Origin of the sequence: Pseudomonas gingeri (assembly GCF_013385635.1) — a bacterium.
In the GTDB taxonomy this organism is placed as follows: Bacteria; Pseudomonadota; Gammaproteobacteria; order Pseudomonadales; family Pseudomonadaceae; genus Aquipseudomonas; species Aquipseudomonas gingeri_A.
Genome location: NZ_JACAPR010000012.1, coordinates 323,643 through 338,699 on the forward strand (window position 1 = coordinate 323,643; position 15,057 = coordinate 338,699).

Annotated in this window: 11 protein-coding genes and 1 pseudogene; 2 read left to right on the plus strand and 10 right to left on the minus strand. The window is 64.1% G+C overall.

Annotation, left to right across the window (positions count from 1 at the left end; translation table 11 throughout):
* Positions 1 to 14: 14 nt before the first annotated feature.
* The 3 genes from HX851_RS40225 to HX851_RS40235 all read right to left on the minus strand — a co-directional run bounded on the left by HX851_RS40225 (position 15) and on the right by HX851_RS40235 (position 2,423).
* Complete coding sequence (locus tag HX851_RS40225) at positions 15 to 800, minus strand: DeoR/GlpR family DNA-binding transcription regulator (RefSeq protein WP_177062230.1); 786 nt, start codon at positions 798 to 800, stop codon at positions 15 to 17.
* A gap of 90 nt (positions 801 to 890) precedes the next feature.
* Complete coding sequence (locus tag HX851_RS40230; RefSeq protein ID WP_177065180.1) at positions 891 to 1,781, minus strand: DMT family transporter; 891 nt, start codon at positions 1,779 to 1,781, stop codon at positions 891 to 893.
* 18 nt (positions 1,782 to 1,799) lie between these two features.
* Positions 1,800 to 2,423: a glutathione S-transferase family protein gene (locus HX851_RS40235; RefSeq protein WP_177065178.1), complete on the minus strand. Its 624-nt coding sequence runs from the start codon at positions 2,421 to 2,423 to the stop codon at positions 1,800 to 1,802.
* An 86-nt stretch (positions 2,424 to 2,509) separates the two neighbouring features.
* On the opposite strand from HX851_RS40235, the gene HX851_RS40240 reads away from it, so the two are divergent.
* Entirely contained in the window at positions 2,510 to 3,355 is an 846-nt protein-coding gene (locus HX851_RS40240) for a helix-turn-helix transcriptional regulator (protein WP_177065176.1), read from the plus strand.
* A 220-nt stretch (positions 3,356 to 3,575) separates the two neighbouring features.
* The gene (locus tag HX851_RS40245; RefSeq protein ID WP_177062238.1) at positions 3,576 to 4,976 is read left to right on the plus strand and encodes an amino acid permease; all 1,401 of its coding nucleotides are present in this window, start codon (positions 3,576 to 3,578) and stop codon (positions 4,974 to 4,976) included.
* On the opposite strand, the pseudogene HX851_RS40250 reads toward HX851_RS40245, so the two are convergent.
* From HX851_RS40250 to bcsZ, 7 genes and pseudogenes are all read right to left on the minus strand, one after another.
* Positions 4,976 to 5,857 (minus strand): annotated as a pseudogene (locus HX851_RS40250) (phospholipase D-like domain-containing protein); the annotation flags it as partial. The gene HX851_RS40245 and the pseudogene HX851_RS40250 sit on opposite strands and share 1 nt — an antisense overlap.
* A gap of 78 nt (positions 5,858 to 5,935) precedes the next feature.
* Positions 5,936 to 7,084: an alginate O-acetyltransferase AlgX-related protein gene (locus HX851_RS40255; RefSeq protein ID WP_177065174.1), complete on the minus strand. Its 1,149-nt coding sequence runs from the start codon at positions 7,082 to 7,084 to the stop codon at positions 5,936 to 5,938.
* Positions 7,084 to 8,499, minus strand: coding sequence for an MBOAT family O-acyltransferase (locus tag HX851_RS40260; RefSeq protein ID WP_177062242.1), 1,416 nt, complete (start codon positions 8,497 to 8,499; stop codon positions 7,084 to 7,086). Before HX851_RS40260 ends, HX851_RS40255 begins: the two co-directional genes overlap by 1 nt.
* Positions 8,500 to 8,518: 19 nt before the next feature.
* Positions 8,519 to 9,196 (minus strand): cell division protein FtsQ, encoded by a 678-nt coding sequence (locus HX851_RS40265; RefSeq protein WP_177062244.1) that lies wholly within the window; start codon positions 9,194 to 9,196, stop codon positions 8,519 to 8,521.
* Positions 9,193 to 9,879, minus strand: a complete 687-nt coding sequence (locus tag HX851_RS40270; RefSeq protein WP_177062246.1) for an SGNH/GDSL hydrolase family protein — start codon at positions 9,877 to 9,879, stop codon at positions 9,193 to 9,195. Before HX851_RS40270 ends, HX851_RS40265 begins: the two co-directional genes overlap by 4 nt.
* A gap of 18 nt (positions 9,880 to 9,897) precedes the next feature.
* Positions 9,898 to 13,788, minus strand: a complete 3,891-nt coding sequence (locus HX851_RS40275) for a cellulose biosynthesis protein BcsC (protein WP_177065172.1) — start codon at positions 13,786 to 13,788, stop codon at positions 9,898 to 9,900.
* The gene (gene bcsZ, locus HX851_RS40280; RefSeq protein WP_256262551.1) at positions 13,770 to 14,930 is read right to left on the minus strand and encodes a cellulose synthase complex periplasmic endoglucanase BcsZ; all 1,161 of its coding nucleotides are present in this window, start codon (positions 14,928 to 14,930) and stop codon (positions 13,770 to 13,772) included. Before bcsZ ends, HX851_RS40275 begins: the two co-directional genes overlap by 19 nt.
* Positions 14,931 to 15,057 lie beyond the last annotated feature (127 nt).

Here is a 15,057-nt window from a genome sequence, read left to right on the forward strand (position 1 = left end):
ACGAGAAGTAACCGTCAAACCTGCGCCTGCACCACCTCGATCCCCATGCGCCGATACGTCTCGATATCATCGCTCACCTGATGCTCGGTAATCATCGTCTGCAGCCGCGAGCAAGGCGCCACTACGAACGGCTCCACCGCGCCGAGCTTGTCGGCGGTGGTGACCGCCACCACATGGGAGGCGCTGTCCAGCAGGGCCTGTTTCACCGCGAGTTCTTCGTAACGCAGGCAACTGATGCCGACTTCCGGATGAATCGCGCAAACGCCGGTAAACAGCAGGTCAGCCTTGATCCCCTGGATCAGCCGCACCGCTTCATGCCCGCCCACCGCCATGGTCAGCGGGTTCAGCGTGCCCCCGGCGAGGATCACGGTGACGCCTTTGTGCTCGGCCAGGGTCATGGCGATCATCGGTGAACAGGTGACCGCAGTGATGGACATGCCCGAGGGCAACGACTGGGCGATCTGCAAGGTGGTGCTGCCCGAGTCGAACAGGACGATCTGGCCGTCTTCGATGCGGCGCACCGCCAGTTGCGCCAGGTAGCGTTTCACTTCGTTGGTTTCGGCGATGCGGGTGAAGTAGTCCTTGCCCGTGTCCTTGGGCCGCGGCAGGGCGCCGCCGTGCACCCGCTGCAACAGCCCGGCCTGGGCGAGTTCCGCCAGGTCGCGACGGATGGTGTCTTCCGACACCGCGAAATGCTGGCCCAGGTCCGAGGCCATGACTTTGCCGTCGCGCTCCAGCAACAACAGGATCTTCTGCCGCCGCACGTGCGGCAGTTCGGAGGCGTGGTGAAGGTTTTGCATGTTTATGCCCGATTACGCACGTTTGTGCCGATTCAGGCAAGACTATATATCAGCCCACACGTCGCCGCACCACTTGCCACCGACCTGTCGTCAGTTCAGCACCGGGGCCTTCTCCGGTGGCCTGATCGAACCGATGTACACCGCGACCACCGTCACCGCCGCGCCGGTCATCTGCATCAGTGAAGTGGCCTTGTGCAGGAACACCACGTCGATGAAGTAGGTGATCACCGGCTCCAGCAGCAGGATCAAGCCCGCCAGCCCGAGGCTGATGGCGCCGATCGAACGGTTGACCATCAGCCAGCCGACAAATTGCACCAGCACGCCATAGACGATCAGCATCACCAGGGTCTGGCCGTCGACGATCGCCAGGCTTTCGCCGTTGACCAGGGCATAGGCCAGCAGTACCAGGGCGGCCCACAGGCTGAGATTGAGCATCTGCGCGATCTTGTCCCCGCCCTGTTCCGGCAAGGTCGTGTTGACCTTGAGGAAGTACACGCACACCGCATAGGCCAGCCCGGAAAGCACGCCGTAGACCACGCCTTTGATACCCACGGTGGTGGCCATCTCCGGCAACAACAGCAGGTACAGGCCGAGAAACGCCAGGCTGATCGACACCACGAAATACACCGACGGCCGCTCCTTCAGCAGGTACAGGCCCAGCAGAGTCATGAAGAACACCTGGCAGTTGGTCAGGATCGAGCCGATGCCCGGCCCGACGATATAGATGCTCTGGTGCCAGAGGATCAGGTCGATCGCCAGGAACACCCCCGCCCAGGCAGTGTAGCGTCGGGCCTTGGGGTCCTTCAGCCAGACCGGCACCTTGCGCACCTTGAGGAACAGGTAGAACAGCACCGAGGCGAACAGCATCCGGTAGAAACCGGCACCACCGGCGCCGATATGGGCAAAGGCCACTGCGAGCGCGGACAGGCTCAGCATCAAGCCGCCCACCGTCAGTTCCAGTACCGCCCGTTTATTGGACATGCGACTTCCCCTGCACCCTTAGGCTTCTTTGGCGGCCAGTTGCTGCCATTCCTGCACCAGCGGGTGCTCCAGCACGTGCGCCACATAGTCCTGCAGCGCTTCGGGCACCGCGACGCCATAACGACGGAAGCGGAACACCACCGGCACGAACATCGCGTCGACGATGCCGAACTCGCCGCAGAGGAAGCGATGGGAATCGCTCCGGGTCCGCAGGTCGCTCCAGAGACTGAAGATGCGCTGGATCTCCTGCTTCGTCTCGACCGTCAGCGTTTGCGCGATGTCCCCTGTGGATAAACCAAAGGACATTTGCGTGCGCAGATGAGTGAAGCCCGAGTGCATTTCCGCCACGGCCGCCCGGGCCAGGGCCTTGGGGATCGGGTATTGCGGCCACAGCTGGGCCTCGGGATGCAGGTTCGCGATGTACTCGGCAATCGCCAGGCTATCGTTGATGACCACGCCCTCGGTCAGCAATGCCGGAACTTTGCCCGAGGGCGAATACTGGAGAATCGCCGCGCGGGTGTTTTCCTGGCCCAGTTTGACCTGGACGACCTCGAAGGAAACACCGGCGACCTTGAGGACCAGCCATGCACGAAAAGACCACGAAGAGCTGTTGTAGTCCCCGATAACGAGCGTTGTCGACATTGTTTTTTACCTGGCTTGCGCAATGAAGTGGGTGCTAAATTTATCGGCCCTTCTTTCCCCCGTATTGCACAAAACTGGACAGGGTCATGAGCGAGCATCAGCTTCCAGCAACGCCTGACCCTGCCGGCCGGGACTTCTCGCGCTTCTGGCGAATCAGCGAAGGCGACTGCGAATTGTTGTCGGCGCGCTACAGCAGCCAGTCGTTCGGCCGTCACTCCCACGAGCGCTACGCCGTCGGCGTGATCAGCGGCGGCGTGGAGAAGCTCTACTACCGCGGCGGGTATTACCTGGGCGGGCAGTCCAGCGTGGTGACCATCAGTCCAGGGGAAATCCATGACGGCCTGGCCGGCTGCGACGCGGGCTGGATGTACCGGATGCTGTATATCGACCCGACCTGGCTGAACGAGAGCGTGCTGGGCCAGCGTTTTGCCGCGGACCATATCCACCTGTTCCACCAGGCGATCACCCACGACCCGAATTTCGCCCAGGTGTTTCTCTCGGCCCACCGGTTGATCGAACAGTCCGGTCAGACGCTGGAGCGCGAGACCACCCTGCTGGAGCTGGTCAGCCAGTTGTTCCAGCGCAACGGCGTCGGCGTGGTCCCGTCACCGGCGATCGAACGAGACGCGGTGACCCGGATCAAGCAGAAACTCGACGACGAGTTCGAGTGCAATATTCCCCTGGAAGAACTGGCCAGGCTGGTGGACATGGACCCGCTGTACCTGATCCGGGTGTTCCGCGCCACTGTCGGCGTGTCCCCGCACCAGTACCAGATCCAGCGAAGAATCGCCCGGGTGCAGCACCTGCTGCGCCTCGGTACCGGGATCGCCGAAGCGTCCTTCGCCTGCGGCTTCTTTGACCAGAGCCATATGGCCCGGGCCTTCAAGAAGGTGGTCGGGGTGACACCGGGCAGTTTTCGCAAGGCGCGTTGAGAAACCGGCGAAATCTGTATAGACCGCTTCGAGGTTCCAGCCACGCCCCTGTCGGAAACCTCCGATTCCACCGCTAATTTGCCCTCGAGCCCGCGTAATACTTGAGCCCCCCACCTTCGGGATTTAATATCCACGCCGCTTATGTCGAGCACTCAGTACCGGTTGCACACCTGACCCGCTCAGGGCCCCACTGAGAAGAAAAACTAGAGAAGGTGAAGCAATGACGGGTGACAACCTGACACCGGGTCTGCTCAAGCGCGGCCTGAAGAACCGCCATATCCAGCTGATTTCCCTGGGCGGGGCGATCGGTACCGGGCTGTTCCTCGGTTCCGCCGGGGTGCTCAAGTCGGCCGGTCCGGCGATGATCCTCGGCTACGCGATCTGCGGTTTTATCGCGTTCCTGATCATGCGCCAGCTGGGCGAGATGATCGTCGAAGAGCCCGTCGCCGGCTCCTTCAGCCACTTCGCGCACAAGTACTGGGGCGGCTACGCGGGTTTTCTCTGCGGCTGGAACTACTGGGTGCTCTATGTGCTGGTGGGCATGGCCGAGCTCACGGCCGTGGGCAAGTATGTGCAGTTCTGGTGGCCCGAGGTGCCGTCCTGGGTCAGCGCTGCGGTGTTCTTCGTCCTGGTCAACCTGATCAACCTGACCAACGTGAAGACCTTCGGTGAAACCGAGTTCTGGTTCGCGATCATCAAGGTGGTGGCGATCATCGGCATGATCGCCCTTGGCTGCTATCTACTGATCAGCGGCGCCGGCGGCCCGCAGGCCACGGTGAGCAATCTGTGGAGCCACGGCGGGTTCTTCCCTAACGGCCTCAGCGGCCTGCTGATGGCCCTGTGTTTCATCATGTTCTCCTTCGGTGGCCTGGAGCTGGTAGGCATCACCGCCGCCGAGGCCAGCGAACCGCGCAAGGTGATCCCCAAGGCGATCAACCAGGTGGTGTTGCGGATCCTGATCTTCTACGTCGGCGCGCTGACCGTGCTGCTGTCGCTATACCCATGGGACCAGTTGCTGACCACCCTCGGCGCCTCCGGCGATGCCTACAGCGGCAGCCCGTTCGTGCAGATCTTCGCCCTGATCGGCAGCGACACCGCGGCGCAGATCCTCAACGTGGTGGTGCTGACCGCCGCCCTGTCGGTGTACAACAGCGGCGTGTACTGCAACAGCCGCATGCTGTTCGGCCTGGCCGAGCAAGGCGACGCGCCGAAATCGCTGATGAAGCTGAACAAGCAGGGTGTACCGGTGCGGGCCATCGGCGTCTCGGCGCTGGTGACATTGCTGTGTGTGGTGGTTAACTACGTGGCGCCCCATGAGGCCCTGGAACTGCTGATGGCGCTCGTAGTGGCTTCGTTGATCATCAACTGGATCGTGATCAGCCTGACCCACCTGAAATTCCGCAAGGCCATGGAGCAGCAAGGCGTGGTGCCGGGCTTCAAGGCGTTCTGGACACCGTTCAGCAACTACCTGTGCCTGGCCTTTGTCGCCCTGATCCTCGGCGTGATGCTGATGATCCCGGGCATCAGCGTATCGGTGTACGTGATGCCGGTGTGGGTGCTGTTCATCTACGGCCTCTATCGCCTGCGCCTGGCGAAGGGCTCGGCCCGCCCGGTCAGCTAAAGCATGATCGACACCCCGCGCGCCGCTGCTGCCCGCAAGGCATTGTCGATCACCGCGTAGTACGGACGGGAGTCGTCCGGGCCGGATGACAACGGTGCATAGTCGAGCAATTGCACGCGCACTTCGTGTTTCGCCTCGGCCAGCAGGCGCGGCAATTCCAGTTGCGAGTCGCCGACGCCAGGCGGGTTGTAGCGTTGCGGACTGGCGACCAGGTAATTGCCGGTACGCGCCGGCTCCTTCCCGGCCCTGGGCAACGGCACCGGCTTGTTCTCGGCCAGCGCGGCCTGGGCCTTCCAGTCCTGGTCGAAGATCGCCTGCACCTGGCCGACCAGGGTCTCGTCACTGATACGCAAACCGGTCTCGTGGATATGTTCGAGCGAACGCCAGTCGAAATTCTGGCTGCCGATAAAGGCCTGGCGTCCGTCCACCACCAGGTACTTGGCGTGGATGATGCCGCCGCTCACGCGCGCGTAGGGCAGGACGCGGAACGTCAGGTTGGGAATCTTGCGCAGCCGCGCCAGGGTCGTTTCATCGGAAAGCGCCAGGCCCTTTTCTTCCAGCAGGAAGCGGATCTTGACGCCACGCTGGCCTGCGGCCTCGAGGCTTTCGAGGACCTTGTCCATGACCGAGCCGGGATGGTCGGCGGTATAGAACTGGCCGATATCGATACGGCTTTGCGCACCGTCGAACAGTTCGCTCCAGACCTCGCCGGGCTGGCGCAGGTCCGGGGTGGCGAGGTCCGTCGCCAGCGGAACGCTGTGCACCAGCTCGAAACCCGGAATAGCAAAGTCCGCCTGGGCCGGCGGGCTGAGCAACAGGCCGATCAGGGTCGCCAGGGCGATGAATGGCCGGGTCGGCGAAATGTTCAGGTGGATCGACATGGATCTCTCGTCCGGGTGGGTAAGACGGCCGGCACCCTGGCATGCACGCTGCGTCTGGCCGGTCCGCTCAATCAACCCTCAGGGTAGCCGTATATCGTTACCATACGGCGTCTGCAAATCCCGCTCGGGAATCTCCCAGACCACCAGCTTGGGCGGTGTCTGCCTGAACGCCGGGCTGTCGAAGTAGGCCTTGGCCGCCCCGGAAAACTCGCCGCCATCCCTGGCGAAGTTACCCACAGGCGCGCCCACCGCCGCTTCCAGGAAACCGAGAAAATTCGAGTTACGCGAAAACGAGGTGCCGATCAGCGCCGTATTGGGCAGGTTGTCATCGCCAAACAGGTCGTCCAGATTGTCGGCGCCTGTCGCCTCTTCAGCCTGTTCCTTCACCTGCGTCGCCGCCACGCTTTCGGTTCGAGGCTGCAACATCAGCGGCAACCAGTCGATCCCCGCCAGGCGCACCAGGTCGCCCGGCCGCAGCGCACTCGCCTGCGTCACCAGCTCAAAGTTCTTGTGCGGCGTCGCCGTGAACTTCAGCCCTGTGACCGTCTGGGCAACCTGCCCCGCCGCCGCCCTGGCGCCGGCCTCGCTCCAGTGCGTATCGGTGCGCAGATAAGCGCCCTCGCCCACCGCCTGCAAGGTCGGCGTCAGGTCCAGGGCGGGCACGCCGGCGCCCTGCAACAGCGTCAGCCACTCACCGATACGTGGCGCCAGCAAGGCCGGGCGGGTCAGTTGGCACAACTGTGTCGCGACAATCCGGCTCTTGTCCGGCACCACCGCCACCACCAGTTGGATACCGCGCCTGGCCAACCCTTGTTGCAGCTCGATCACCGCCTGGGCCTTGGCCCGGGCATTGAACGTGGCGTTGTGGTTCACCCGCAGCTCATCGGTAAGGAACAACCAGTCAGGGCAGCCTTCACGCACCCGCGGGCCGAGGTCGCCAAACGCCAGCCAACTGGCGCCCCGCTCCAGGTCGGCGGCCTGCTTCGGCGCGGGGGCGTCGGACAGGGTCTTGGCGAAACGATGGGTGATATCGCCATGCAACAGCATGTCCTGGGTGACCGCCTTGGGCACGAACTCGATCGAGCCCTTGAGCATCAACCAGACGCAGGACAGGAAACCCAGGGACAGGAACAGGGTGAAGATCACCCCGGCCAGCGGGCTGACGCGTAGCGCCAGTTCGGTGGGAGGCGTGGGCGCGGTCGACGGGGATTGCGTTGGCTGGGTCATCAGAATTGAAAGTACAAAAAGGGCACGGCTTCACGACTGGCGATCAGAGCGAACGACAGGATGAACCCGAGCACGGGCCAGAGGGCCGCTGCCAGTGCGAACCACGCACTGTCGGCGAATCGTCTTTCACAACGCGCCTGCAACAAGGGCACGAGGATACACACCAGCCCCAGCAGGGCCGCCAGACCGTGCACCGGGCGCAGAGTCACCGCCAGCGCATCGCCCAGGGCGAAGCCATGCCAGCCGAACTGGCCGCCATACATGCTCAGGGCCGTGGCGAAATCCGGCGAGCGGAACAGCGTCCATGCCAGGCATACGAACAACAGCGTCGCGGTATGCGAAGCCCACAGCGGCAGCCCCGGCAGGCTGGAGCGCGACCAGGCGCGATCGACGCACAGGGCCACGCCATGGGCCGAGCCCCACAGCAGGTAATTCCAACTGTCGCCGCCATGCCACAAACCGGCGATGGCCATGGTCAGGAACAGGTTGCGATAGGTTTTCCAGGTGCCCTTGCGATTGCCGCCAAGGGCGATATACAGGTAGTCGCGCAGCCAGCTGGACAACGACAGGTGCCAGCGCCGCCAGAAGTCCTGGATGCTGTAGGCCAGGTACGGTCGGTTGAAGTTTTCCGGAAAGTGAAAGCCCAGCATCAGGCCCAGGCCGATGGCCATGGCGCTATAGCCGGCGAAGTCGAAGAACAGTTGCAGCGAGTACGCCAGGCAGCCGATCCAGGCATCGACAAAGGACGGCGACTCCAGGTGGAAGGCCACATCCACCAGCGGCGACAGGGTATCCGCCACCAGCACCTTCATGCACATGCCGATCATGAAGCGGCGCGCGCCGAGGGAGAAGTTCAGCCAGTTGAAATAACGCTGGTTGAGCTCGCGGCGGACCCAGTCATACCGGATGATCGGCCCGGCAATCGAGTGGCCGAACATGGAAATGTAGGTCGCGTAGTTGACGAAGCTGCGCTCCACCGGCACCACGTGCCGATGCACGTCGACCAGATAGGAAATCGCCTGCAGCACAATGAACGACAGGCCCGCCGGCAGCGCCACCCGCTGCCAGGCCATGGGCATGGCGCCGTAATAAATGATCAGGTCGTTCCAGGTACCCGCGAGGATATTCGCGTATTTGTACCAGCAGAGCACCGCGGTGTTGATCACGATCAGCGCAATCAGCAGGCGCATCCGTCCGCGCCCGTCTTCCCGCGAACGGTCCACCAGCAGGCCACCGACCCAGGCCAGCACGGTCAGCACCATATGCAGGAACAGGAACAACGGGCTCAGCCAACCGTAGAACAACCAGCTGCCGATCAACAGGATCACATTGCGCCAGGCCGGTCTGGCCAGGGCATAGACCAGCAGGAACGCAGGCAGGAACAGCGTCAGAAATTCGAGCGAGGCGAAAACCATGGCGACGGGTGCTTCCGATTCAGTTGGACACGCTATCCGTGGCGGTGACGAGGCGTGGCCCCGTCGACGAAGGCAGCACCAGCAAGCTGTAGCGTTTGTTCGGTTCCAGTACCCCCAACTCGACCGCCGCGCCAACCGCCTTGCCGGCGCAAAGCAGTTGCACCGCCAGCGAAGCCCGCGGATTGAGTTCCTGGCGACGCGGATTACCCGCCGGGGCCTTCTGGAACAGGTCGACGTCGCGCCCGGCCAGGTTGATTCGCGCGTCGGCGCAAGCGGCATCGGCGTTGAACAAGGCCAGCGATGCCTTGAGCTGGTTGGGGATGTCGAAGGCTTCATTGACCACCAACTGGCGGATGCCCTGGTGGCCGTCGTCCAGGGCAAACACCGTGGTGAAGTCCCCCGCCGCGACCTGCACCTGCAACGGCACGCTTTGCCCGTCACGCGTCAGCGTGCCCTTGACCGGCCGGCCACCGGGCACCGGAATGAAGCCGCTGATCGCCTTGTCGCCTTCCAGCTTCAGGCCGGTCTTCGCCCCTTCCGGCGTCAGTTCCAGGGCGCTGCTGGAGACGTTGACGAAACGCAGGTAGGCCGAGTCCTGCGCCGGACCGGTGGGATACAGGGCAATCTGCGCACTGAACGCGCTGCTGCTCAGGGTCGCGCCGAGCAGGCCGGCAACGAGGCTGAAGGTCCGCTTCACTGTTTCGCTCCCTTGACCGCGCTCGCGGGCAGTTCACTGATGGATTTGCCGATGGCCGCCGCCCAGGACTTGTAGCCGGCGATGGTGAAGTGCTGCCCGTCGGAGGTGATCCATTCGCCCGGCTTGGAGAACTTCGTGGAGTCGATATAGGTACAAGGCGCAACCATGTTCGCCAGGGTGCCGGCCACCAGCTGGGTGCGCACCTGGTTCTTGCCGTAGGTGTTTTCATTGGTGTTGCTGCCATTCGCCTTGCCCCAGGCCGGCCCGACCCACACGCACCTGGCGCCGCTGTCGGCAATCTGCTGGGTCAGCGCGGTGACACTCTGATAGGCCCAGACCTTGGGAAACGGCGTGGTTTTATAGGAGGCCATGGTGTCACCCATGATCAGCACCACCAGGTCCGGCTTGTCCTTGGCGATCACTTCCTTGATTGGCTGGGTGTCCAGGGTGCCACGGCTCATCACCTTGATCTTCTCGCCGGGATCGCGGGTGGCGCCGCAGTCGAGCTTCAGTTTCGGCGTGACCCAGTCCGCCGGGTTGGCACCACAGGCACCGATCGCATGGACCTGCGCGCCCTGCTGGGTAAGGTTGTCATACAGCGGGTTCATCAGTGAGTCGGGAAAACTCATGTGGCTTTCGCCAATCACGAGCAACGTCAAACCAGCGAGCACAGAAGAAGCCATGAACCATTCCTCGTTGAATCAATTCGAATAGGGAGAACCGAAGGGGCTGACCGGCAAGTCCATCGGACCGGTCATGTCCTCGAAGGTGTAACGCAGGTACAGGCCACCGACGACCTGGCGGTAGTCGCTGGCGTTGTCCACGCCCAGCGAGCCGCCGAGGAAGAAGTTCGAACCGAACTTGTATTCGCCGGCAGCGTTGAGGCTGTAGCCGATACCCGTCTTGTTTTCGCCCTCATAACGCGTCAGCCCGGCCGCCGTGGCGTTCGGTTGCAGCTCACCGTGACCGGGGAAGATCGCGGCGCTGTCCTGGCCGATGTGCTGGACTCCCACCGAACTCTTGATCCGGTAGGTGAAACGCTCGGTGCGTTGTGACCAGCTGACCGGCACGCCCAGGGCGAAGAAGGTCTGTGGGCTGAAGTAACCGCCATGGCCGTAGGTGTAGAAGTCCTGGTTATCCGAGTAACTCAGGGCCGAGCCGCTGAGGCCCAGGGTCAGGATGCTGCCCGGGGTGTTGCGCAGGTACCAGTAGACGCCGCTGCCCAGCTCGAAGCGGTCGTTGGCATCGACGTTGTTGCCCACCAGCCGGTGCGCCGAGCCGTAACCGTAGGCGCCGAATTTCTGGTTGTCGTAACCCAGCTCGCCGCGTACGCCATTGGCGGTGACACCGCCCCACTTCTCGCCGGTACGCGGATCGCGGGAGCCGGCGAACGAGGTCAGGCTGTCGGTCACCGCCCGCCGCGACGCGCTGACGCCGTAGCTGAAATTGGAGTTGGCGGCGAACGGTCGGTTGAGGCTGACCCCGCCAATGGGCGTGCTGTAGGTAAAGCCCAGCGGGCTGACCCCGACATCCGCCTTGAGGCCTTCATCCTTGTTGCGATAGGCCACGGCAAGGCCAACGCCACTGTCTTTCTGCGAGCCGACCGGATTCAGGCCGCTGGTGCCGAAACGAGCCTGGGCGAAGTTGTCCGGACTGCCCGAAGACAGCGACACCGGGGTGATCTGTAACGCCATACTGGCCGTCTCGCTATCCACGGGAATGCTGGCCTCGAACGGCGTCTCGATATCCGTCAGCTTGCCCAGGCCTTTTTCGCTGTTGTTGCTGCGCACGCTCAGGCCCTGGACCACATAGGCACTGCGGTCCTGGAGGATATCGTCGAGGGCCAGTTGCGCCGGGCTCAGCCCCGCCTGTGGAGCGGTGTCGCGCGCATAGGTTTCGTCGAACGGATTGACGCTGCCGCTGGCCGCGGGAACGGCCTGGGCCTTGCGCCCGACCGGTGCCGGAACCCGTTCCGGATCTCCCGCGCTGAGCCCCGTCGCCGGCCCCTCCACCGGTGGCGGAATCAGCGTTGCCTGGGCCAGCGCGGTGGTCTGGCGCCGCTGCCCGGCCAGCCCGACAAAGGGATTGGACGAAGCGGCCGAGCCGGCGGAGGTGACGACATAGGTGTCGCTGCGCTGGTTGTTTTCGATCTCGATGGCCTTGCGCAACAGCTGGCTCGCTTCGCCGGTGCGGCCCATGCTGCGATAGATCCGCGCGGAAGCGGTCAGGGTCTGCGGCACACCCGGTTCCAGTTCGAGGGCTTTTTTTACCGAGCTTTCGGCCAGGGCATAGTCCCGACCCTGCACGGCGATATCGGCCAGGCCCAATTGCAACTTGGCATTGCCCGGGTCGGCCTTGATCAGCGGCTCATAGAGTTGCCGGGCCTTGGCGACATTGCCGCTGGCGGCATACATGCGTGCCAGCGAGGAGACCGCCAGGTTGTCATTCGGACGTTGTTGCAGGGCCGGCGACAACATGTCGTAGGCGGCCACAAGGTCATTCTTTTCCCGTAGCTCGTCGGCCTGTTTGACCCGGTAGAGAAACACCAGGTCTTCATAGCGCTTGCTCGCGGTTTCGCTCAGTGGCTTGCCCTGCAACTGGCGCAGGATATCGCTGGCCTCGGCGTCCTGGTCGGCCTTGAGCAGCACACCCGCATAGAGCAGTTGCAGGTCCGGCGTCGAGGGGGATTTATCCAGCAGGCCGCGCATCAGGCTCACCGCCTGGTCCGGGTTGCCGGCTTCGGCGTAGGCACTGGCCAGCACCGCCAGCCGCTCGGGCTTGCCCTGGGCCAGCGGTTCGCAGCGCGACAGCAGTGCCCAGGCTTCCTGGCGCTGACCGCGACGGGCGACATCCACCGCCAGTTCGGTCTGGATATGCAGACGGATATCCAGGTCCATCTCGTTCATGTCGGCGCTGCGCCTGGCGGCCGGAATCCGCGACAGGGTGCGCTGGGCCTTGCTCCACTCGCCCAGTTCGGCGGAGAGCAAGGTGCTGGTGTACAACGCGTCCGGCTGGTCGGGTTGCTGCTTGAGCAGTTCGTCGATCAGGTCACGGGCGACCTGGGCCTGGCCGTTGCGCAGGTAGACGCGGGCCAGGGCAAAACGCGTCCAGGGATTTTTCGGGTCGTCGGCCAGGGCTTCCTTGTAGGCTTTCTGCGCGGCTGCGAGGTCACCGCGACGCTCGGCCAGCTTGGCCACCTGGATAGCCTGCAGCGCGCGGATGTGCACGCTGGGCGCCAGGCCTGCCTGTTCCGTCGGCGACAGGCCGTCGATCAGTTGCAGCGCCTCATCGGACTTGCCCGCCCGCGACAACACGGCGATCAATCCGCTCAAGGCATCCGGGTAATTCGGCGTGCGTGCCAGCACCTGGCGATAACCGGCTTCGGCGGCGTCCAGTTGCCCGGCCTGGGCCCGCAAGCCGGCCAGCGCGGTCGGGCCGGCGGGTTCCACCGGGTCTTTGGCAATGGCCTGCTCGATCAATTCCCGCGCCTGGGTCTGCCGCCCGTTGCGCTGGGCTTCGCCGGCCTTGTCGAGCAGGATCCAGTAGCGCACATCCTCAAGGGCACTTTTCCATTGCCCGCCGCCGGCGGTGCGGGTCGCCTGCAGCAGATAGTTCTCGGCTTCGCCCAGGCGTTTCTGCTGCTGGCGCAGGATGCCCATGCCACCGAGGGCGTCGTAGTCACCGGGCTTGTCCTTGAGACGCGCCTGCAATTCCTGTTCGGCAGTGCTCAGGTCACCGGCATCGAGGGCCTTGAGACCACGGGCGACATGGGCATCACGCTGCCAGCCGGAACCGCTGCGGCCCTGGGCGATGCCCTTGTCCATCAGCGCACGGATTTCCGTGTCGTTCGGATGCGCCTGCAGATACTGTTCGAACAATGACACCTGGTCCCGCGACGGCGGGCCGAGCCAGACCAGGGCGAAGCGCCAGGTCTCGTCGGCGTTGCCGCCGATATCCGGGTTATGCGACAGCCGCGCCAGGGCACGGATGCCTTCCGGGCGACTGTCGGGGTTGCGCGCCAGGTGCAAGGCCAGCCACAGGTCGAGGATCGCGTCATCCGGGCGCTCGCGGCGCAGCCGCTCCAGTCCGGTCCGCGCCTCGGGCCAGCCGCCCGTGGCAAAGCCCAGGGTGTTGTAGTACTCGCGGGCGATCAGGCCCTGCGGTTGATGGCCCGCCAGCAACTGCCGATAGGCCTCGACGGCCTTGTCGCGCTCGCCGGCATCGCTCAGTTCGCGGGCCTTTTCCAGCAGTTGCTGTTTGTCCGGCGGGCTCAGGGAGATGTCCTGTTCGAGCTGCAACGCCAGGCGCGGCAACGGCTTGATCGCCTGCAACCGGGCCAGGTAATTCTGCGCGCCGGCCAGGCGCTGTTGTTGCAGGTCGATCAGGCCCAGGCCATACAAGGCGTCGGGTTGCTCGGGCTGCAGGCTCAACAGCCGGGTCCAGGCTTCGGCCGCACGGTCGGGCTTTTCCTTGGCCTGCCAGTAATAGCCCTGCTGGATCAGCAACGACTGCGGGGTACCGCTGTCGGCGGCGAACCCGGCACCGGAGGCCAGGGCGGCACACACCGCCAGGGCTAGGGTTTGCTGGCGCATGCGGCCTCCCAGGACACTTTCACGGTGCCGTCTTTATTGAACTGATAGCGGTGCTCGCTCCAGCCGAGGGAAAACAGGCTCAGCATCACGTGGTAATACTGGTGCTGTTGATAAGCCGGATCGGCCGGGTCGCTGAAGTGCGCGATTGCCTGGTCGACCAGGCGCTGCTGCTGGTCCGCCAGCAGCGGCAGGCCCTTGGCCCGCAGGTATGGCACCAATGCCGCGGAGAAGCCGTAGGGACCGATACCTTCGCTGGCACCGGTCAGCACCTGGACCTTTTCCGGCGGCACGCCGGTGGACGCCGTGGCCTGCGCCATGCCGTCGAGGTTGTCGAGCAGCGGCTTGGCCAGCGGGTCGGCTGGAGACGTCAGGCCGGCCCACAGGTAAGTGCGAATGGCGTCATAGCTACCCTGGGCATTGGTGAACTTGTCCACCACGAACAGGCCCTTGTTGACGTCCGTGCCGCGATAACCGACCCAGTCCGGGACAAAGCCGAAGCGGTTCATGTTCTTGTCGGCGATCATCTTCGCGGTGCTTTCGGCGACGTCTTTCCAGGGGCTGGACGGCGTCTCCCTGCTGAAGCGGCGCAGCAGCGGAATCGGCGTGTAGCTGGCATTGAAGCGCCACAGTTGATCCGGATGCTCATAGCCCACCGGCCCGGGCAAGAGCATCTTGCCGAGCCCGGGAATATCGCGGATCAGGGTCTTTTCCACGTTGTCCAGAATGTGTTGCGCATCGCTGCGGTACGCCGGCTTTTTCCACAGGCGGTCGGCCTCCAGCAGTGCGTAGGCGAACCACAGGTCGGCATCGCTGGCCGAGTTCTTGTCGAGCACGCCCCAGGTGCCGGCCGGCGTCGGTCCCCACAACCAGCCGGGCAGGTTGCGGGCGATATCGGCACCGGCCATGTTGTCCCGAGTCCAGCGCCACAGCGCATCGAAGGTCACCGGATCATTGCCCACCAGCGCCAGGAACATCCCGTAGGACTGGCCTTCGGAACTGCTCTGGTTGGGGTCCATGCTCGAACCGAGCATGCGCCCGTCCTTCTGCACGAAACGCTCGGCGTAGCTTTTCCACAGCGGCCAGTTCTGTACGGTGCAGCCCTCGGCGTGCACCGTCGTCGGCCCCCACAGCGACAGAGACAACAGCCAGCCGCCCAGCAGACGCCACGCACGGCCCGTAGGAGCCGGCTTGCCGGCGATGAGGTCGCATGACGTTGTGGTGCTCTTGAGGGCCTCATCGCTGGCAAGCCAGCTCCTGCATGAATGTGCG